Origin of the sequence: Prevotella sp. P5-64, from assembly GCF_002251285.1 — a bacterium.
Classification (GTDB): Bacteria; Bacteroidota; Bacteroidia; order Bacteroidales; family Bacteroidaceae; genus Prevotella.
Map to the genome: position 1 here is coordinate 181,997 of NZ_NPJK01000035.1, position 19,606 is coordinate 201,602.

The window sequence follows — 19,606 nt, forward strand, 5'->3', positions numbered from 1 at the left end:
ATATGCAGGAAAAGAACCCACAGGAGAAAGCAGCAGCCGAAAAACAGGCTGAACTTCTCATCTATGCAATGGAAAGAGCCAAGGAGAATGGCGGCGTATGGTTGAACCCATCAGAGAAGACGGCACCCCGTTTCTATCCACGAGGTGTCAATGTCTCAGCCTTCAATGCCATGACGATGGCACTTCACAGTGACCAGAACAACTACAAGACCAACGAGTACACGCTCTTCAGCGAAGCCAAGAAACGAGGTGAGTCTGTACAGTCCAAGGAAAAGGGAGTTCCCTTCAACTGGTACAACTGGAAGGAGTATGTCAACAGACATAATCCTGAAGATGTCATCAGCCGTGAAGACTACAAGGCTTTAGACGAGAAGCAACAGGCAGAATACAAGGGAGTCAGAACCCGTGAAGTCCGTGCTTTGTTCAATATTGACCAGACAACCCTTCCTTTCGTTGACAAGGAACGCTACGAGCAGGAAGTCAAGACACATGGAACCTTTGAGGATCGTGAGCACTCCAAATCTGAGAGTGACCACCTCCGTACTTCAGTCAATGACTTCATCCTGAAGACACGCGACAACCTTGTTCCAATCCGTCTCGACGGCAGCGGTGTTGCCCACTACGATGCCAAGAAAGACACGGTGTATATGCCAAGTGAGAAGGATTTTGAGTCTTACAAGGACTTCACCAATGAACTCATGCGTCAGGTCGTAAGTGCCACAGGCAATGCACAGCGTCTGGGTCGCAACGGCATGAACAACGGGAACACCTCTCAAGAAGATGCAGCAAAGCAGGAACGCCTTATTGTTGAGTTGGCAGCTGGCAGTAAGATGCTTGAATTGGGACTTCCTGCAAAGCTCTCTGCCGAAAGCATGAAGATGGTCGATTACTGGCAGCGTGAACTCAAAGAGAATCCCTGTCTAATTGATGTCGTGGAGATGGATGTCAACAATGCTCTGGATATGCTTCACAAGGCAGAGCGTGGTGAGAAGGTTGAAATGTCATCCCCACAGCAGAAAGAGGAAACACAGGCAGAACAGCCCAAGCACTACTATGTCGCCGATGAGCTGAAGAACCTTCCTAACAAGGACACCAAGGAATTTGTCGTAGTCCGTGACTCCGAGGCAAAGAAAGCAGATGTTGTACTCCCTGCAGGTGCATCCTTGGAAGTGGACAACGAGATACCAGGCATGAACAAAGGACGTATCGAGAAAGCCCTGCGCAAGGAAGGCTTCGAGACTGTTTCCTTCTTCAACATGGATGGCTCACTTGGTTATCGCCCAGATGACAGCTTCTTCGCTGGCAAGGAAGTTTCCGTTTCCAAGCTCAACAACTGGGAACTGAGAGACCTTGCCAAGCTCGATGTTGCAGAGGCAGTCAGCCGTTCCAACTCTGTTGCTTTCGACAAAGTGCTTATGCTGAGGGATGATGCTGGCAAGTGGGCGATGTTCTTGAAGCCAGAGAATGAGCCATCCTTTGCCGTGTATGCTGATAAGGCAGATGTCAACCGCTTTTTCGTGACAATGAAGCAAGGCAATGAAGAAGCCAGTGACCACATGCGTCTGGAGATGGCTTCCAGATACTATGCTATGGCGATGGAGAAGCCAGAGTTGAAGACTGACCTTTTCAAGAGTCAGGCTACAGCCGAGGAGTTGGCACGTATCGAGCGTGTGAACATCTTCAAGACCAAAGCCACCGACAACAAGCCGAGTGTCATTCTGTGCGTACCTACCATCGACGGCAACAGGCTTCAAGCCCGTGAGGTCAATCAGCAGCAGTGGCAGCGCATGTGGCTGGCAGATGACAAACAGGACTACAAGACCCACCTTGCAGCATCCCTTTTTGCCGATGTGCTCCGCAAGGAACGTACCGATGCAGTAGCCGTTGGTACCGACAAGACTGAGCAGGAAGCACAGTCTGAGACCAAGGAGCAGACAAAGAATGTCGAAGCCCATGAAGAGGAAGACAAGAAGGAGGAGCAGAAGGAAGAGCAGACGCAATCTGAGAAGAAACAGGAGGAAGAGAAGCGTCGTAACTCTCCAGAGCAGAAAGAGAGAGAGCGTAAGGAGGAAAAAGCCAAGGAAGAAGCCACCAAAGCAGAGACCAAAGCCGTAGCAGCCGTAGTCCTTTCTCCGATTATGAAACAGTTCCTGGACTTGAAGAGCAAGCATCCAGACGCACTTCTTCTGTTCCGCACAGGCGATTTCTATGAGACTTATCAGCAAGACGCTGAGAAAGCCTCTAAGATACTCGGCATCACTCTCACTAAGAGCACCAAGCAGAAAGGGCCTGATGGCAATGCTGTAAAGATGGCAGGTTTCCCTTACCATGCCCTTGACACCTATCTGCCAAAACTCATCCGTGCCGGAGAGCGTGTAGCCATCTGTGACCAGTTGGAAGCTCCCAAACAGACGGCAAAGCGTGGTATTTCAGAATTGGTGTCACCTGGTGTTGCCTCAGAAAAGGAAACTAAGGCAGAACCAGAGAAGCATCAAGCCTTTCATCGATAACCTAAAAGAATAAAGAAAGTGACAGCATCAAGACAAAAATATATTGAGGAACATGCAGCGGAAGCTATGGAGCAGATGCGCAGATATGGCATCCCTGCATCCATCACTCTTGCCCAAGGCATCATTGAGTCAGCAGAAGGAAAGAGTATGCTTTCCAGAACTGCCAATAACCATTTTGGTGTAAAGGGTGAGTTCAACGGCCAGTTTGTCCGTGCCGACGATGACAAGCCTAATGAGAAGTTCAAGAAGTATGATAACGTTGGGCAGAGCTATGAAGACCACAGTAAAGTCCTCATGGCAGACCGCTATCAGAAATACACCAGGAACCTCTCTGCCGATGACTACAAAGGATGGGCTGCTGGCATCAAGGCTGGTGGTTATGCTACCGCCAAGAACTATGTCAGCACCATCGTTGGAGTCATTGAAGGGGCAAACCTGCAGAAATATGACCAGATGGTGATTGAACAGGCTAAGAGAGAAGGTAAGAAGATTGGCACCACAGACTACCGCAAGGGGGATGTGTCTGCCACTCCTGCCAATAGTGTTACTGCAAAGCCCACTCCCAATGGTCTTTATTCCCTTCCTTTGAAACGAGGTGAGTTCATGCTGGTGACTTCACCATTCGGCAACCGTCGTGACCCAATGGATCACAGCAAGACGCAGTTCCATAAAGGAATTGACGTAAGCTGCAAAAACGAGGCACTGCTTGCCACAGAGAACAACGGCAAGGTGGTTGGTGTGAACCACAATGCCAACACTGGCGGCGGCAAGTCGGTTACGATTGAGTATAACCGTGAAGATGGCAGCAAGTATCAGACGACCTACATGCACATGTCGAGCATCGACGTGAAGGTTGGAGATAATGTCAATGCCGGTCAGAAGATTGGCGTATCAGGAAATACAGGAACCAGGACAACAGGGCCACATTTGCATTTTGAGGTCAAGACCATTGCCAGTGACGGCACGAAACGCAATATTGACCCAGCTGCATATATCGCAGAGATAAGCCAGAAAGGTGGATTGTCTCAACAGCTGCTTCATAACGGAAAAGACTTGTTGGCCAGCTATAAGGCTGCAAATCCTGTTGCTCAGGAAACTGTCACAGCCCAGCAGCAGATTGACACGAATATGTCACCTGACGAATGGATGAAGAAAATCTTGTCTTCAGAGGACAGCGGTATGAGCATGAACCCGAATGGTGACCCAGTGATAGATATGGCCATGACTCTTTTCACCTCACTGATGACATTGGCAATCCAGATTGACAACAAGAGCGAGGAGGAAAAGATGCAAGCTGTCACTGATGCAGCAGCCAACAGACAGATAGACCTGACTTCTCTCCTCCCCCAGATGAAAGTGTGCAATCTCATCATTTCCGATAACAGGCCACTTCTTCAGGTGGATAACGGAACGGTGAACTTCACCCATGAAATCACCAATGCTGAAATGATAAGACTCCAGCAAGCCTTGGGAAACAGCAACCTCTCAGAGGATGACAAACGTCGTGCAGTAGCCAGTGTGGTGAACGGCATTGTTGTTTCACAGCAGATGTCCCAAAACTATCAGCAAGGCATGGATGCACAACAGAACCAGGAACAATCCATTCAAAGAAAGTAACATGAATGAAAGAATCTTCAATAAGGTATTGACCTTGCTGATAGCCGGAGCTATCATCATCAGCATCATCTATGGACTTTATTGCCTGTTAGGTCTGATCGGATGTATTATCTATTGTTCTGTCATGGTAGCCTTACTGTGCTGGATAGCGGAAGACATCAGACATGCAGCGACAAAAGACCAGCAACTATAACTTTTCTCTTAATATTAACTTCTAATTTTCAGCTTTTATGATTAAATGTAATGTAACAGTTTGTGGTACCATCTCACGCACAGCGCAGATGCGTACAGGTAAGGAGGGTAAGCCCTTCATGTCATTAGGTATCAACGTGGTCATCCCTGCCAAGTCTGGCATCAACAAGACCGTAGAAATCAGCGTGGCCAAGGATGGCGGCTCTCAGGAGGAGCTTGCGAACTATCCTGTAGGCAATCGTGTCGAGGTGGTTGGCACTCTCACTTTCCACAAGAAAGGAGAAGCTTTCTATCTGAATCTCTCTGCAACAGGCATCAACACCTTCAGCGCAGGTTCTGAAGACAGCATCAAGGGTGATATCGAGTTTCGCGGCACTCTCGGCAATAAGATTGAGGAGAAGAAGGACAAGAAGGGCAATCCCTTCTGTGTGTTCTCAGCCTTCAGCAGCGAGAAGAACGGCGAGAACTACGATTACACCTGGATCCGTTTCCTCCAGTTTGGCGAGAGCCGTAAGGACTGGATGCAGCCCAAGGCAGGCATCAATGCCAAGGGAGAACTCCAGATGTCTGTCTATAACGACCGTCTTGACATTGCTTGCCGTGTCAGTGAGGTGTCTAAGTGGGACAAGACAGCTAACAATCCTAACACCTAAAGCCTATGCGTAAGGATAATAAATATAACCATGCAGGGCCATCAGCCGAAGACAGAGCTTTGGAAAAGTTTGCCGAAATGATGATTGAGAAAATCTCAACTCTTCAGAGCGACTGGAAGAAGCCCTGGTTTACGGAAGGTGCCCTTACATGGCCTAAGAACCTCTCAGGCAGGGAGTACAATGGCATGAACGCCATGATGCTCATGATGCACTGCGAGAAAGAGGGCTTCAAGTTGCCTGTCTTCTGTACCTTCGACCGCGTGGTTGGTCTCAACTACGGCAAGGACAAGGAAGGTGGTAAGGTTCAGCTTACCGATGCAGAGGGCAATGAACTACCCAAGGTGTCCATCAACAAAGGAAGCAAGTCCATCCCTGTATTCATCACTACCTTCACCTGTGTTGACAAGGAAACGAAGGAGAAGATTAAGTATGATGACTACAAGCGACTTTCAGAAGAGGAAAAGGCGAAATACAATGTCTATCCGAAACTGTCTGTCTATAACGTCTTCAATGTTGACCAGACGAACCTGAAGGAAGCTCGCCCGGAACTGTATCACAAGCTGGAGGAACAGAATCAGCAGGTGCGTCCACAGGTAGCAGAGGGTGAAGAGTTCTCTTTCAAGCCTGTTGACCACATGATTGAGCATAACGAGTGGATTTGCCCCATCAAGCCTATTCATGGTGACAATGCCTATTACAGCATTTCAAAGAAGGAAATCGTCATACCAGAGAAATCACAGTTCAAGGATGGTGAGTCCTTCTATAGCAACCTTTTTCACGAGATGGCTCATTCAACAGGTGCTGAAGACCAGTTGGATAGGCTCAAACCAACCTCTTTCGGCAGTAAGGAATACAGTACCGAGGAGCTGAAGGCAGAAATGACGGCTGCGCTTGTATCTCAGCGTTATGGCATGACCAAGCATCTGAAGGAAGATTCAGCTGCCTATCTCAAAGGCTGGCTGGAGAGTCTGAAGGAGGAACCTACCTTCATCAAGACCATTCTGACAGATGTGAAGAAAGCATCACAGATGATTACCCAAAAGGTCGATGCCATTCAGCTTCAGTTGAACAAAGGTGTTGACGAGGGGAAGTCCGAATCACAGCCGGAACAGCCGAAACTGAAGAATCTGGGCACCTTTGACATTCCTGAATGGAGCCTGAACTATCTGGAGAACGGTGATGCCACCAACCTGACCGATGAGGAGGTGGCCAACGTTGATGCGTTTACCAAGGAACACTTCCCCAATGGCTTCGTGATGAACATCGACTTCGAGAACAGCACGGAGTTAAACCGATACCCTGCTTTCGGGCCCAGGAACGAGGAAGCCTTGACCAGCAAAGGCGAGTCACCGTTCCTTGCCACGAAGACTTACCCCGTCACTTTCTATGATGCAAGAGAACGTGAAAGCAAGGAGTCGTCCATTCTGTCTGAAGCTGTTGCCGCAAAGGAACCACCCAAGGAGAACGAGGCGCAAAGCATCGGACATCGTTTTCACCGATAACAGCCAGACTCACAAAGGATGAAGGGCACTACTCTCACGAGCGGTGCCCTTCTTTGTATGCCAAAGAAAAAAAGCAATAACAATTAGAAGATCTAAATTCTGGTTACAAGCACATAGCAGTCAAAGCCAGGCATGATTTCCTTCTTACGGTCGAAGATGCGTGAGAAATCACGTTTCTTCTCTCTGAGGCACTGACGGCAAAGGAGTTCAAGCACCATGCGGAGCTTGGTAATGTTTATATCGAAAGTCTCAATATACTGTTCGATAGCCTTGTCGTTCATATTCAGCCTAAGCTCATTTCTCTCCAGAGCCTCACAGATAAAGTGAAGGCTGTCCTGTCCAATCCTCGCTTTGTAGAGGTATGGATGTGGAACACGAATGAGGTCACCGACACAAAGAGGTTCTCCGTCTTTTGACAGTGGACGGCCACCAATCAGATTCTTACGCAGACGGTCTGCATTTTTCAGTAACTTGGTACACAGGATGGCAAGAGCGCGTTTAGACGCTTTCTTGTTGCCAAAGGTACGAAGATACTCATCGACGGGCATCAGCAACAGTTGCTGGGGGGTAATAGTTTCAATATCAATCATAATTGTTTGTAAATTGGTTGTTATAAAGATTCTTTAGAAAGACAGCACTACACAGGTGTTTCTGTTTGCTTCAGCAGGAGAATACTTGTCTATGCCACCTGCATAGATGGTATATACCCGACTGTCATCAACGCCTCGGTCAAGCAGCAAGCGACGTATATATTCCGCTCGCTGACGGCTCAGATTATCGTTGATGGACTCCGTACCTGTAGCACTGTCAGCAGCTCCAATGACCTTTACCTGAAGACCATGTTTGTTGGCTACTCTGGCTATCTCGTCGAGGTTCATCACCTGGTTCTTTTCGGTTAGGACATCCGTACCTAAATGGAAGAAGAAGTAGATGGGAGCACCAATGTATTCCTGCCCGTTGAGCATAGCACTCAGATAAGCATTGTCAGTAACGCCTGAGTTGTTGAAAAGGCTATCGAGTGAATAGATATCCTCAGTATCTTCCATGCCATTACGTTTCTGCATAGCTCTTGGCATCGTATTGGGATTACCGTCCCATCCTCGGTTAGCCAGACGTGCGCGAAGACTGTTCAAGCCGGAATAATCATTCTTAGGATATAGGGACTTGATTTTCGTATGTCCCTTGTCTGTCAGCCTGTCCTTGTAGAGGTCAAGCAGACCTTCTATCTCCAGAATCTTACGATACTCTGCCATACACTGCTCATCCTCATGGACACGTTTCGTCAAGTATCTGTTTCGGGATGACAGGTCATTTGCATAGTCCAGCAGCCATTCGTTCTGGCTCATGTAGGGCTTTGCATCGATGATTCTTTTATGGCCAACCTTACCTATGGTCACAGACAATCCTGCTGACAGTGTAAGCATATTGTCACCGAACCGACTGGAAGAACCTATGGCATCAAAGTTCTTCATGGTAGTCATACCACTCAGCTCTGCAAGCAGATGCAGACGGTTAGTGATTCGGTATCTTGCTTCGAGACCGTAGGCAAAGGCGAATGGATGGTTAGTGCCACTTCCGTTTCCACTTGACCAGTCTGAGTTATGAACCATGCCTACGCCCAGGAATGGAATTACATCCCATCGGGATAGTCCAAGTTCATTCTGGCTAATGAAAGCGGTCAGGTTATACATGAAGTCAGCATGTATGAACTGGTACTTCATAGTGGCAAACTCTGCGTTCTTGAACTGGCAACCCTGAAACTCAATTCGGCCACCGACGGCTGGAGTGAACCATTTCCCGATACCAACCTGCACAGCTGGAGTGAGACGATCGAACAAGTCACCACAACCCACTGGCGAACCAAGGAAAGCAGATGTTCCACCCTTGACCTCCAGGAACCAGTTTCTGTCCCATCCTGAGCCTTCGCTGACGTTTCTGAGATAGGTGGGCTGCAGGGATTGCAGCATGACATCCGACGTGATGACTGGCTCCATGTAGGAAGAGTCAACTTCATTTGATTGTCCAGATGCCGAAGCAGTTAGTGCCAGGCATAACATGGACATGATTACAATCTTTTTTTTCATTCTTGTTTTACTTTTTAAGATTACTTACTTTGAGCAATGTATTGACTATAATCGAATTTTCAAGTGGCAACTTCAGCAAAGGATTATCGCTTCAGTTTACGTCCAGAACCAGAGCGCATCATCTTGGTGGCCATCATCGCACATCGACGCGCCCACTCACGATCATCATCTTTAGGGTCTCGTCCCCATCCTGAAGATGGGCCACCTCCTCCTCCCCCGTGCCCCTTGGCAAACTCTGTAGCCTGTTCGACATATCCGGCAAACAGAAGCATGGCGCAAGCCACAATCTGGTTCCCGTGTTCAGCAACGTCCATCAGTACTGACTCGTCCAGATGAAGCTGAACGTCATCAGGCATCTGTGGGAGTCTCAATCTGAAATCACTGACCACATTCTCATAGAGTGCCTTGGTCACTTCATCACGTACCTTTTGCTGCACCGAAGTAGCCACTTGTGTAGCTTCACCTCGTAGCTCTTCTGTGCGTTCCTTGATGTTCTCAGCCTCTTTCTTCAGCTTGTCAAGTTTATCCTCAGCATCAGACAGCTTCTGCTTCTTGTCTGCCAGTTTAGCATTGATGTCTGCAAGTTGTCTGTGAAGAGCAGCTATCTTATCTTCATTGGAAAGCTTGCCATCAGCATTATCCAAAACAGCAGATGCCAGACTATCCAGTTCCCTCTCTACGGATTCCTTATCCTTTTCAAGGTTGAGCACCATAGATGTGAGACCTTTCACACGACGCTCTGCCAGTGAAATGTCCTGTTGAAGACCTGACAGCACCTTACGATGGTTCTCTATCTTATCTTCCAGTGTGACACACTCCTCATCGAGCAAACGGCGGTACTCTTCCGTTGAGCGGTGTCTGGCTCCAGTCTCAGTGATGCTTGTGCCACGATAGAGACCCCATTTCTCGTTCACCTTGGCAAAAGCATCATGCATGGCCAGTGTCCTTGCCTTGAACTCAAACTTATCCTTTCCTGCAAAAATCTTCTTGTAGGCAAAGCGACCATTCTCATCAATAGGCAGAAGAGTAAGATGCACATGAGGATTCATTTCGTCCAAGTGAACGACGAAAGCAGCAATGTTTTCTTCACCGTATCTGTCACTGACGAAGTAGTACATATCCTTCGCCCATTGTTCAATGTCCTTGCTACGTTTCAGGTGAGAATTATCAGCACCTTTTGCCAGGTTCACTTTCTGGTCACCGAAAGCGATTTCAAGCATTCGCTCACGGCTTCCTCCAAGGATGAAATTCACCACTGTTCGGAACCGAGGTTCTTCAAGTCCCTCATTTGGATCCTTGATACCACGAGCTGCAAGATTTGCTGCGATTCGCTCTGGGATGCTCCTGGTCTTATCGACTGGCTGTATTTTGCCTCCTTTGGTTATCTCGAAATTCAGATGCTCACGAGTCAAATCATAGTTGCCTATGGAAAGAGCATGTTTCAGTGTCTTGTCTGAATAGACACGTAGATGCTCGTTGCTCTGCGATACCGTAAAGCCTTTAGAGGCACGGAAATCAATTACCTGTTTAGCTCCATTCATACGCTTCGTATGGTTGTTTTTGTTACTATCTGTGTCCTTAGCTTGCTAATTCATCTGGACACCTCTCCCTCGTCCTTTTAGGTCGAGGGGTATTAGGCTACCCCTCCCTTTCGTTGAGTGGACAACAGGCAAGCCTGGTGCCCCGATAAGGGCAAGCCCATCGCGCTAACATTTCGGTCAGCCTCCGGGCTTGCTCCCGGACTACATGAAAAAAGCAAAAGACTGTTTACAGATTAAAAGCATCATTCGTTATCCTGAGAAGTAAGGGAAGAAGAAGTGTGGTTTGAGTCCGTTTGTTCGGAATCATCTTTCTCCATCTTCTTCAACTTGTAGAACAGTTCACGTAGCAGACGCATGTCCTGCTTTGAGAAGTCACAGACAAAAGCATTGTGCTTGTATGAGTCTTCATCAGACTTATCAATGTCTGGGAAATCTTCTCCCATCAGAACAAAGTCCATATACATCAAAGCTTGCATCCATTTTGTCCATGACCATTGACCTGCACCTTTGAAAGTGGATGCAACCATCTGGACAAGAGAATCATCGGGTCGTAGGTTAAAGATGACCGAAAATTCCAGATGAGAGAAACATTCTAAGACGATTTTTGCATTATGGTCTTCCCTGTTCCAGTCGGGATCACCACAATCATCTTCTTCATTCATAGTTCCGTCGTATGCTTCAAAGTATGCAGCCAGGAACTTAGGAGACAGATTGTATTCGTCCCAGTGTTGGAGAAGAAGGTAAGCGACTTCAAGCACTGTGTCGTAAGTGATGATTGGAATAGAAAGACTGGTGTGGGTACGCAATATGAAGGTATAGTCACGCCCTTGGAGTTCTCGCTTGATGACACCAAGGCTTTCCAGTCCATCGAGGAATGAGCGTACCGTAGCGCGGTGCCAATGCCAATCATTGGCAAGCTCCGAGATTGAACCTGTGAATTCACCATGACAAAGTGGTGAAATATCTTTTGAAGAATCGCCTTTATGTGCCTTACCTTGTCCAGACATTTTGCCAATCAAATAGCAGAAGGCATCGAGCTTGGTGAATCGTTCTGTATTCTTAGAGCGAAGGAATTGGAGAAGAGCCATGTCATTCTCCATTCCATACAAAGTTACATTCTTGTTATCCATTTACAATCCTTTTGTTTTGAATACTTGTCTGCCTGAAGCAGACGTTGATTAAATCACCGAGTGTCCACTTTGAGTGGTGCTATAAGTAGTAGTTACGAATAATGTCATCCTGAAATTCCTGATAGGTGGCAAACTCCTTATGGGATGGCTTCTCACCCTCCAGCAGACTTGAAGGATAGAAGCCTACTGCCAGAAGAATGTAGCCCAAAGTCACACCGAGACTGTACATGTGAGGTGTGAACAATAGTGCCAGTGCTATTGTGAAGACAAAAACCATGACCCCACGGCTGTTGCGTATGCCATTGATCAGTGAGAGAGAACGCTTTGCCGAGAAAAGATAAAACACCAAAACAGTGGACAGCATCACTCCATATTCTCCTGGCTTCATCCAGTAACAGACGAAGTGGAAAAGGATGAGTGTCAGCAGCAGAATCTTTCCATAGAACAGTCGGCAATGGGTACTGTAGGACATCCGCTGATAGAACAGTATCATCCGACGCGACGGGTTCTTGTAAAGGAACCAAGGTGCAAGGATTATCACGGAGATAAGCACCAGATGGATCATTGAGAATATCATACTTACACGTTTTTAGAGTTAAACATTAAATTCCGTATTCATCGAGTGTGAGTTTTACTATGCCGTAAGTGGCATCGAGAATGAGACGTTCCACGTCCTGATAGTTCATTTGCCCAGTGATAAGCCGTTCCCAAAAGGCTGCATCTTGGGCCTTTATCTTTCTGGCAGATTTCTCCAGTACGACTTCTGGTATTATCCACTTCTGATTTTTTTTGTAGCCATTTCGTGCTTCTATGACCTGAAGGTTCAGGGAGCAACTGTAGCATACAGAAATAGTGCCGTCGAGCGGTATGAGATATGGAGTTTGTTTCGGACTGAGTTCTGCGTTTATCCATGTCCTTCGTTCATTGATGATGTCTGCTATTCGTCTGATTAAAGCAAGCTCCATACATTAGCAGAACTCTACCAACAGGTCTTCTTTTGGAACCTTATGAACGAACTTTCCTCGATTCTCATGACGGTCAAGGTCTTCCATGAGGTCTGTACACATGGCATCCAAGGAATCGTACACTGTGACTGTCAGAGTCTCGACCTTACCAGAAGCATTCGTACTGGCATGTATCTTGAACATGTGGCCGAACTGTGTATCTGAGTAAGCACAGCACTGGTGTCCGAAATCAGTATGAGCAGAGGGGATGAAATGATAGAGGATGGTAAGTTCCATCTGATCCTCGAATTTGTCCATTACATCTTCCAGGTCGTACTGGTGAGACAAAGCGTAGGAAATTGTGGCACTCTCTTCGTCGATGTCTGTTTCTGCGATGCTTACGCTATCGAAGAGTTCTGGCAGAATGGCTGGCGCAAGCATCTTGAATTGTTCGATTTCTTCTTGTATCATAGTGATGTCTTGATTAGAGTCCTGAAATGTAAAGTTTGAGAATGAGGTTGCTCATTTCTGAAAGTTTCCTGTGATTCTTGCCGAGCTTGTGTGTCTGTTCCATACGTTGAATCTCGTCAGCGTATGAGAGCAGAGTCCTCTCCTGTTCTGGGGTGAGCATAGCCATTCCAAAGGAATCTATGGCTATGTAAGGCTGAATGAGCATCCAGTAATAAGCTTCCTGCTGCTTGTCGGTAAGCTTGTCTCTGCGCTTGATGCTTTCAATACAAGATTGGGTATTCTGCACCAAACGGCGGTTCGTGCGCATAGACATATATACCATAACATCCTTGGCATCAAGTTCTCCATCAGTCGCATATCCATAGACAGACTTACATAATTGTTCTGTACCTTTGGTAATATCAGCAAGAGATATATCACTATATTCATTGATATGGGTAAGGAAGGTACGGAATAATCTGTCTTCAGTACGGATGACTGATTTCAGATCGTTGAGCTTCTTAAACTCGATATCGTTTATGCCGGAAAAGAATTTTCTGTATAAGACAAGCGTCTGTCCTTTGTCTGCTTTGAAAACTTCAAGGCTGTCAAGAGAGGCATAAAACGCTTTGGCTGAGTTAAAAGTGGTTTTGATGTCCTCCTCATTATTATATTGTGAGGTGGACTTCTTGACTCTAAGAACGTCTTTGAGTGTCCTGTCTTGTCCAACGGCAAGTCTGAACATCTCAGTTCTGATAGAGTCATGTATGCTATAGAACTCTGAAGACAGATAAGTATGAGCATAGAATGCTGAATCCTTGCTGATGTAAGCGTAAACACTATCACGCAACTCAGACCAGTTGCTGATGGTGGTTACAAAATCATCTGAAGACAGGGATTCCTTTTTCTGTAGTTCAGACAAGTAAACATGATAACTCGTAAGAGCATCTTTACTTGAATCGAAATGATACTTCGACTTGTCAGTGGCACATGATGCCATACAAAGGATGGCAATTATAGTGGCAGAAATAGCCAATATAATGCGAGTATGATTATACTTTGTTTCCTTTGCTTTCTTTTGGTTGACTTTCAACATTGAGTAAAGCTTTAAAGTATTCATGTAACAATTTGGTTTAGTGCTGTACATATACTGATAATTGTTTGAAATCCGCTGCAAAGGTAAGTATAATAATCGAAATAGCGAGCAGTATGATTGTAACTTTAAGTATTGTTATAAATGATACTTGAAGTTTGAAATAATCATACTCGCAAATAAATAAACAGTCGAGTATCAAGTATTAAAAATGCACAAATATCATTTGAGTATGATTATTATTGGAAATAAAAGTGTATCTTTGCATCATAAAACAGGTAAAAACGCAAGTTTCACCCACTAACAAACTGAAAACAAATATGGCAAAGGTAGGTTATATCTTTCTGGCAGAGGCATACGAATCCGTCGAGTCTGATAAGGCTTGGATGGAGAAATTCGGCTGCGTGAAAATTGTCGAAGAGAATGCCGAGGATGAGAAGTTGCGTCCAGAGTGGAAAGCTCTTCTCATGAGTCTTGAACGAGGTGATGAACTGGTATTGAGCAAATTCAGTAATGCGCTGCGTGGTACCAGAGAACTGTCATACTTCCTCGAACTATGCCGTATCAAGGTGATACGTATAATATCCATTCACGACAAAGTTGACTCAAAGGATGAAGTCTTCTCTGCTTTGAAGACATCAGACTTCCTCGACATGATTGGTTCCCTCCCTGCAGAAGTTGCCACACTTCGTAAGGCATCTACCCATATCATGCGTTTGCGTACTGCCAAAACCAAGACAAAATCAACTAAATCCCGTCAAGAACGAGAGGCTACGATTGTAAACATGTACAATGGAGGCCATGCTATTGACGATATTTGGGCTGTCAGCGGTTTCAAGAGCAGAAGTTCCATCTTCAGGATCCTGCGCAAATATGGCATAACACTAAATCGTGGCCCACATTCTGGCCCAATCAAGAAATGGAACGAAAGGAAGAACCCGATTATCAAAGAAGACAAACAATGACACTACAAGAAGCTATTGAAGCCCGGCATAGTGTAAGGGCATATAAAAAAGAGCCTTTGACAGACGATGTAGTAAAGGCACTGGAAGAGCAGATTGCCGTTCTGAATCATGAAGGCAAGCTGCATATGCAGTTGATCCTTAACGAGCCAAAGGCATTCCAAGGGACAATGGCCAAATATGGGAAGTTCCGTAATGCCAACAACTATATTGTCATGGCAGGAAAGAAAGCCGAAGATCTTGATGAACGCATAGGCTACTATGGTGAGCATCTGGTATTATTGGCTCAGACACTTGGATTAAATACATGCTGGGTAGGTCTCTCCTACTCGAAGGTGCCTGGAACGTATGAACTTAGCGAAGACGAGAAAATCGCTTGTTACATTGCTATCGGCTATGGTGAGACACAAGGTGTCGGCCATAAAATCAAGACTGTCGAGCAGGTAAGCAATGCCAGTGACATTACTCCATCATGGTTCAAGAAAGGCGTTGAAGCAGCCTTGCTTGCTCCTACAGCCGTAAACCAGCAGAAGTTTTCGTTTGAGCATGTCGGAGTGAAAAACAACTGCCATCAAATAAAAGCCAAGAAAGGATTCTCTATGATTGGCTATGCAAAGATGGATTTAGGCATTGCCAAATACCATTTTGAAATTGGTGCCGGGCAAGTCAACTTTGAGTGGGTTTAAAAAAGGGCAGAATTATGGATAATAAAATATTTTGTTTAGAAACAGAATGGGAGCAAAGCGTGTTTGACATGAAATATGAACCTCAAGCGAAGCCAATGCTTGAGTTTTTAAACAATTCAACAAATCAAATTGGATTTGCTTTTAGACAAGTGGCGACAAAATCAGATTTCGACTATTACATCAGCCATTTGAAACGGGCTTCATACAAAGATTTTACCATTGTATATCTTTGCTTTCATGGTGAAAAAAGTAGAATCGTCTTTGCCGATTCTGGCAAATATGGTGGCGAAGATCATTATGATTTGATAGAGTTTGCGGAAGCCAACCATAATGTATTTGATGGAAAGATTGTTCATTTTGGAAGTTGCAGTACTTTAAAAATGAACGAACAAAAAATCAAAGAATTCAAAATACTGACAGGTGCATCAATGGTAACAGGCTATGAAAAACCTGTTGAGATGACCGAAAGCTTCATTTTTGAAGCATGGTTGTTGAACTCATTTTACAAGCACCCTGATTTTAGAGCCAAGCGTATGATGGATTTGGCTTGTAATGAAATGTCCTATTTTGTGAAAAGGTATAAATTTGTAGCTTATTGAAAGAAAAGGATTTATAACCGATGCAGGACGTAAGGCTTTTAACAAGAATAATTAACCTCTAATTTGAAATGGCAAACATTCAAATCATACTGGGTGACTTCAAAAAGAAACTAAAGTTACCAATCGCAGAAGGTTTAAAAGCTGGTTTTCCATCTCCAGCTGAAGACTACAGCCATGAGACACTGGATTTCAATCGTGAACTGATTCGGAACCCAGAAGCAACATTCTATGGCAAGGTGGAAGGCGATTCGATGATTGAAGCAGGTATCAATGACGGTGATATTGCCGTCATTGACCGTTCCATCGAAGCACAGGATGGGGATATTGTCGTTGGATATATCAATGATGAGTTCACCATCAAATACCTCGACTTACGTCACCGTAAGGACGGCTATATTGAGTTACGTCCTGCCAACAAGGACTTCAAGCCTATCCGCATTGATGCCGATGATGACTTTGAAGTGTGGGGCGTGGTAATTTGGACTATAAAAAAGTGGCGATAGTAATAAATACAATCATTATGAAAAAGATTTTGACAAGTATCTTACTTCTCTTCGTTGTCTTGTGTTCTTATGCACAGACAAAACGTTATTATTGTGAAGTAAAAGGCATTGAGAAAGAACTTTCTTCTGGTCTTAAAATCATATTTGATTTTGGGAACCAAGCATCTTATAATATGTGGGGAGATTTGAGCAGCAAACTAAAATTTGTTGATGAAAAGAATGGAGAAGAAATAAAATTCAACAGTATGGTCGATGCTGCAAATTATATGGTTGAAAAAGGCTGGAGCTTTCAACAAGCATATTCATCAGCATATGGTGGCCACCCGGTTATTCATTGGATTTTCTATAAAGATGCAGAGACCATTGAAGAAGCCAAAAAAGGCATAATGACCAAAGAAGAATACAACAAAGCCCATAAGTAAAGAATGTACGGCATCATTGACTGCGATAACTGTTACGTTTCATGCGAGCGTGTCTTTCGGCCAGACCTGAAGGACAAGCCTGTCGTTGTTCTCTCGAACAATGACGGCTGCGTGGTGGCACGGTCAAATGAAGCCAAAAAGATGGGTATAAAAGCCGGAACACCATACTTCCAACTGGCAGAGCAGTTCCCCAATCAAAAGATTGTCGTATTCTCATCGAACTATGAGTTGTATGGCGAACTGACAAGCCGTGTGGTATCAATCATCAGCAAAGAGGCTCCAGCCTACTTCCGTTACAGCATCGACGAGTGCTTTGTCTATCTTGATGGCATGGAGCATCTGGATTTGAAAGCATGGGGCGAAGAACTTCATAAGAAGATTAAGCGGAATGTAGGAATGCCTGTCAGCATCGGACTGGCACCCAATAAGACCCTTGCGAAGATGGCCAGCCATTTCGCCAAGAAATACCAGGGCTACCGCCATTGCTGCATGATCGATTCCGACGAGAAGCGTATTAAGGCATTGAAACTATATCCCATTGAGGAAGTCTGGGGCATTGGCCGACGCTATGCAGCACGTCTCGAAGCCCTTGGCGTGAAGACTGCCTACGACTTTGCAGAGCACAACCAGAGTTGGGTACGTGCCACATTTAACAACATCGTCATTGAGCGTACTTGGCGAGAACTGAATGGTGAAGACTGTGTACCCAATGAAGAGATGGCAAAGAAAAAATCAATCTGTACCAGCCGTTCTTTCAATGGCATGATTACAGACCTCGACGGACTCCGTACTCATGTGTCGAACTATGCTGCCAGATGTGCCGAGAAGCTGCGTCAGCAAGGAACGGTCGCATCCATTGTAGGCGTATTTCTCAACACAAATGCTTTCCGTGAAGACCTTCCTCAATACTGGAACTTTCAGGAAATGCGACTCATCACGCCTTCCAGTTCGACTGTCACCATTGTCAAAGCTGCCAATGAAGTTCTTCAGAAGCTCTTCCGTCAGGGCTATCACTATAAGAAAGCAGGTGTCATCGTCATGGGAATTGGGCCTAACAGTCCTATTCAACAAGACTTATTCGATACCAATGCAGAACAGTTTGAGAAGATGAAACGACTGGATGCAGTCATTGACCGCATCAACAAGGTCAATGGAACTGAAACCATTGTACTTGGCAGTCAGCAATACACACAAAAAGATGGCAAGGGAAAGGCTAACGTCTTTGCCAATGCTATCAAACATGATTTCAAAAGCAAGAATCCAACGACTCGTTGGAGCGACATTATTGTTTTGAAGTAAGGGAAAGAAGAAATGAAACTGACCTACATATTCCATAGTGGTTTCAAGCTTGAAACTGAAAAATCCATCCTAATATTCGATTACTGGATGGATCCAGGCAATGTATTGGAATCAGTTTTTCAGAGTAAGAAGCCTCTCTATGTATTCTCCAGTCACTTTCACGAAGACCATTTCACAAGAGAAGTCTTTGAATGGAGAAAACAGAGGGAGAATATCACCTATATCCTGAGCAAGGATATTCTCAGACACAGAAGAGCAAGCAAGGAGGAAGCCGATGCTTGGTTAGCCAAAGGTGCCTCATGGTCAGACCAACTTGTTTCCGTCAAAGCATTAGGCAGTACTGACAGCGGAGTATCATGGATAGTAGAAACGGAGGACAAGCGTATCTTCCATGCAGGTGACTTAAACAACTGGTATGCAAGATTCCTGTCCGAAGCAGTGCCAGGACAAACTATCTACAGTGAGGAATTTGATGAGGACATTGATCCGATAGCCCATGAAAAACAATATTTGGGCGAACTGAAGGACATTTGCAAGGTGACAGATAGCTTTGACCTTGTTATGTTCCCAATAGATGGACGCATTGGCAATGGCTATACGCTTGGTGGCCGACAGTTTATCGAGCGGTTTAAGGTCGGTATGTTTGTCCCCATGCATTTCGTAGCCAGTGGATTCGAATCCTCATGGCGAATGAAGGAGTTTACTGACGAAAAGTTTATTCCCTTCTGGGAGATAACCAAAGAGGGAGAGACTATAGAATTATGACCACAAAACAGATAACAGCATCCAATGCTGACGAAAAGATAAAACAGCTGTATGAAACGGCATTTCCTGAAGACGAACAAATCCCATGGGATGACTTGATGCGCCTGGTCGAGGAAATGCCGTTGGATTTCACTGCATACTATGATGGCGAAGACTTCATTGGATTCACCATCGTCTATCCACGTAAGTCTATCAACTGGTTTTGGTACTTTGCCGTGTGCAAAGAGTTACGGGGTAAAGGCTATGGTCAGATAATACTGACTCAAATGATAGAACACTATAAAGGACAATCCTTTGTCCTGGACATGGAAAGCCCAACGCAGGTCAGTGAGAACATTGACCAACGCAAACGCCGTCAGAATTTCTATCTTCGCAACGGCTTTAAGGACACAAATGTCTATCGTACCTACAACGACATCACCATGACAATAATGATGAGGGGTGAAGGTACGTTCACCATGAAAGATTGGGATGACATCATCCACGAACTGCAACTGTTCTGGTGGCCTGACGACATCGAAGAAGAGTAGTGTGGCTTTTTGCCAGACTGCTACCTGTCATGTCTAAAGTCATTCCTGCTATCACCTCTCCACCATGCACTAAGCACGAGGAAGATGACGCGGAAGACTATGACGATGATAATAATGCTTCCAA

General features: G+C 45.4%; 20 protein-coding genes. 12 read left to right on the plus strand and 8 right to left on the minus strand.

The window, feature by feature from the left end:
• Positions 1-2 precede the first annotated feature (2 nt).
• The 4 genes from CIK87_RS06960 to CIK87_RS06975 all read left to right on the plus strand — a co-directional run bounded on the left by CIK87_RS06960 (position 3) and on the right by CIK87_RS06975 (position 6,474).
• Entirely contained in the window at positions 3-2,510 is a 2,508-nt protein-coding gene (locus tag CIK87_RS06960) for a zincin-like metallopeptidase domain-containing protein (protein ID WP_094386581.1), read from the plus strand.
• 66 nt (positions 2,511-2,576) lie between these two features.
• A complete protein-coding gene (locus tag CIK87_RS06965) occupies positions 2,577-4,127 on the plus strand; it encodes a glucosaminidase domain-containing protein (protein ID WP_094386582.1) in 1,551 nt (516 codons plus the stop codon).
• Positions 4,128-4,357: 230 nt separating this feature from the next.
• Complete coding sequence (locus CIK87_RS06970) at positions 4,358-4,972, plus strand: hypothetical protein (RefSeq protein WP_027455114.1); 615 nt, start codon at positions 4,358-4,360, stop codon at positions 4,970-4,972.
• 5 nt (positions 4,973-4,977) lie between these two features.
• Entirely contained in the window at positions 4,978-6,474 is a 1,497-nt protein-coding gene (locus CIK87_RS06975; protein WP_094386583.1) for a zincin-like metallopeptidase domain-containing protein, read from the plus strand.
• Positions 6,475-6,566: 92 nt separating this feature from the next.
• On the opposite strand, the gene CIK87_RS06980 is transcribed toward CIK87_RS06975, so the two are convergent.
• The 8 genes from CIK87_RS06980 to CIK87_RS07015 all read right to left on the minus strand — a co-directional run bounded on the left by CIK87_RS06980 (position 6,567) and on the right by CIK87_RS07015 (position 13,719).
• Positions 6,567-7,064 (minus strand): hypothetical protein, encoded by a 498-nt coding sequence (locus CIK87_RS06980; RefSeq protein WP_094386584.1) that lies wholly within the window; start codon positions 7,062-7,064, stop codon positions 6,567-6,569.
• Between the two features lie 33 nt (positions 7,065-7,097).
• Entirely contained in the window at positions 7,098-8,558 is a 1,461-nt protein-coding gene (locus CIK87_RS06985; protein ID WP_094386585.1) for an OmpA family protein, read from the minus strand.
• A gap of 83 nt (positions 8,559-8,641) precedes the next feature.
• Entirely contained in the window at positions 8,642-10,099 is a 1,458-nt protein-coding gene (gene mobV / locus CIK87_RS06990) for a MobV family relaxase (RefSeq protein WP_094386586.1), read from the minus strand.
• 242 nt (positions 10,100-10,341) lie between these two features.
• Positions 10,342-11,229 (minus strand): hypothetical protein, encoded by an 888-nt coding sequence (locus CIK87_RS06995; protein ID WP_144008139.1) that lies wholly within the window; start codon positions 11,227-11,229, stop codon positions 10,342-10,344.
• Between the two features lie 79 nt (positions 11,230-11,308).
• Positions 11,309-11,806 carry a hypothetical protein gene (locus CIK87_RS07000; RefSeq protein ID WP_094386588.1) on the minus strand — a complete coding sequence of 166 codons (498 nt, stop codon included), beginning with the start codon at positions 11,804-11,806 and terminating at the stop codon, positions 11,309-11,311.
• 25 nt (positions 11,807-11,831) lie between these two features.
• Positions 11,832-12,194 (minus strand): hypothetical protein, encoded by a 363-nt coding sequence (locus CIK87_RS07005; RefSeq protein WP_094386589.1) that lies wholly within the window; start codon positions 12,192-12,194, stop codon positions 11,832-11,834.
• Positions 12,195-12,197: 3 nt separating this feature from the next.
• Complete coding sequence (locus CIK87_RS07010; RefSeq protein ID WP_027455107.1) at positions 12,198-12,644, minus strand: hypothetical protein; 447 nt, start codon at positions 12,642-12,644, stop codon at positions 12,198-12,200.
• Positions 12,645-12,657: 13 nt separating this feature from the next.
• A complete protein-coding gene (locus tag CIK87_RS07015) occupies positions 12,658-13,719 on the minus strand; it encodes a hypothetical protein (RefSeq protein WP_144008140.1) in 1,062 nt (353 codons plus the stop codon).
• Between the two features lie 317 nt (positions 13,720-14,036).
• Here CIK87_RS07015 and CIK87_RS07020 point away from each other — a divergent pair, with 317 nt between their 5' ends.
• The 8 genes from CIK87_RS07020 to CIK87_RS07055 all read left to right on the plus strand — a co-directional run bounded on the left by CIK87_RS07020 (position 14,037) and on the right by CIK87_RS07055 (position 19,482).
• Entirely contained in the window at positions 14,037-14,681 is a 645-nt protein-coding gene (locus tag CIK87_RS07020; RefSeq protein WP_094386591.1) for a recombinase family protein, read from the plus strand.
• Positions 14,636-15,364, plus strand: coding sequence for a nitroreductase family protein (locus CIK87_RS07025; protein WP_254046519.1), 729 nt, complete (start codon positions 14,636-14,638; stop codon positions 15,362-15,364). Before CIK87_RS07020 ends, CIK87_RS07025 begins: the two co-directional genes overlap by 46 nt.
• A 14-nt stretch (positions 15,365-15,378) precedes the next feature.
• Positions 15,379-15,963: a DUF6642 family protein gene (locus tag CIK87_RS07030; protein ID WP_144008141.1), complete on the plus strand. Its 585-nt coding sequence runs from the start codon at positions 15,379-15,381 to the stop codon at positions 15,961-15,963.
• Positions 15,964-16,031: 68 nt separating this feature from the next.
• The gene (locus CIK87_RS07035; protein ID WP_094386594.1) at positions 16,032-16,466 is read left to right on the plus strand and encodes a LexA family transcriptional regulator; all 435 of its coding nucleotides are present in this window, start codon (positions 16,032-16,034) and stop codon (positions 16,464-16,466) included.
• A 17-nt stretch (positions 16,467-16,483) separates the two neighbouring features.
• On the plus strand, positions 16,484-16,888 hold the full coding sequence (locus CIK87_RS07040) for a hypothetical protein (RefSeq protein WP_094386643.1): 405 nt from the start codon (positions 16,484-16,486) through the stop codon (positions 16,886-16,888).
• Positions 16,889-16,891: 3 nt separating this feature from the next.
• A complete protein-coding gene (locus CIK87_RS07045) occupies positions 16,892-18,187 on the plus strand; it encodes a Y-family DNA polymerase (RefSeq protein WP_094386595.1) in 1,296 nt (431 codons plus the stop codon).
• Positions 18,188-18,199: 12 nt separating this feature from the next.
• Entirely contained in the window at positions 18,200-18,952 is a 753-nt protein-coding gene (locus tag CIK87_RS07050) for an MBL fold metallo-hydrolase (RefSeq protein ID WP_094386596.1), read from the plus strand.
• Positions 18,949-19,482: a GNAT family N-acetyltransferase gene (locus tag CIK87_RS07055; protein ID WP_094386597.1), complete on the plus strand. Its 534-nt coding sequence runs from the start codon at positions 18,949-18,951 to the stop codon at positions 19,480-19,482. Before CIK87_RS07050 ends, CIK87_RS07055 begins: the two co-directional genes overlap by 4 nt.
• Positions 19,483-19,606: the final 124 nt, after the last annotated feature.

What these genes read in the sequence shown, in the direction of transcription:
- CIK87_RS07045 (WP_094386595.1), top strand. Translation starts at nt 16,892, where the DNA reads ATGTACGGCATCATTGACTGCGATAACTGTTACGTTTCATGCGAGCGT.
- CIK87_RS06960 (WP_094386581.1), top strand. Translation starts at nt 3, where the DNA reads ATGCAGGAAAAGAACCCACAGGAGAAAGCAGCAGCCGAAAAACAGGCT.
- CIK87_RS07035 (WP_094386594.1), top strand. Translation starts at nt 16,032, where the DNA reads ATGGCAAACATTCAAATCATACTGGGTGACTTCAAAAAGAAACTAAAG.
- CIK87_RS07005 (WP_094386589.1), bottom strand. Translation starts at nt 12,194, where the DNA reads ATGGAGCTTGCTTTAATCAGACGAATAGCAGACATCATCAATGAACGA.
- CIK87_RS07030 (WP_144008141.1), top strand. Translation starts at nt 15,379, where the DNA reads ATGGATAATAAAATATTTTGTTTAGAAACAGAATGGGAGCAAAGCGTG.
- CIK87_RS06985 (WP_094386585.1), bottom strand. Translation starts at nt 8,558, where the DNA reads ATGAAAAAAAAGATTGTAATCATGTCCATGTTATGCCTGGCACTAACT.
- mobV (WP_094386586.1), bottom strand. Translation starts at nt 10,099, where the DNA reads ATGAATGGAGCTAAACAGGTAATTGATTTCCGTGCCTCTAAAGGCTTT.
- CIK87_RS07025 (WP_254046519.1), top strand. Translation starts at nt 14,636, where the DNA reads ATGGAACGAAAGGAAGAACCCGATTATCAAAGAAGACAAACAATGACA.
- CIK87_RS06980 (WP_094386584.1), bottom strand. Translation starts at nt 7,064, where the DNA reads ATGATTGATATTGAAACTATTACCCCCCAGCAACTGTTGCTGATGCCC.
- CIK87_RS07010 (WP_027455107.1), bottom strand. Translation starts at nt 12,644, where the DNA reads ATGATACAAGAAGAAATCGAACAATTCAAGATGCTTGCGCCAGCCATT.
- CIK87_RS07015 (WP_144008140.1), bottom strand. Translation starts at nt 13,719, where the DNA reads ATGTTGAAAGTCAACCAAAAGAAAGCAAAGGAAACAAAGTATAATCAT.
- CIK87_RS07050 (WP_094386596.1), top strand. Translation starts at nt 18,200, where the DNA reads ATGAAACTGACCTACATATTCCATAGTGGTTTCAAGCTTGAAACTGAA.
- CIK87_RS06975 (WP_094386583.1), top strand. Translation starts at nt 4,978, where the DNA reads ATGCGTAAGGATAATAAATATAACCATGCAGGGCCATCAGCCGAAGAC.
- CIK87_RS06965 (WP_094386582.1), top strand. Translation starts at nt 2,577, where the DNA reads ATGGAGCAGATGCGCAGATATGGCATCCCTGCATCCATCACTCTTGCC.
- CIK87_RS07020 (WP_094386591.1), top strand. Translation starts at nt 14,037, where the DNA reads ATGGCAAAGGTAGGTTATATCTTTCTGGCAGAGGCATACGAATCCGTC.
- CIK87_RS07055 (WP_094386597.1), top strand. Translation starts at nt 18,949, where the DNA reads ATGACCACAAAACAGATAACAGCATCCAATGCTGACGAAAAGATAAAA.
- CIK87_RS06970 (WP_027455114.1), top strand. Translation starts at nt 4,358, where the DNA reads ATGATTAAATGTAATGTAACAGTTTGTGGTACCATCTCACGCACAGCG.
- CIK87_RS06995 (WP_144008139.1), bottom strand. Translation starts at nt 11,229, where the DNA reads ATGGATAACAAGAATGTAACTTTGTATGGAATGGAGAATGACATGGCT.
- CIK87_RS07040 (WP_094386643.1), top strand. Translation starts at nt 16,484, where the DNA reads ATGAAAAAGATTTTGACAAGTATCTTACTTCTCTTCGTTGTCTTGTGT.
- CIK87_RS07000 (WP_094386588.1), bottom strand. Translation starts at nt 11,806, where the DNA reads ATGATATTCTCAATGATCCATCTGGTGCTTATCTCCGTGATAATCCTT.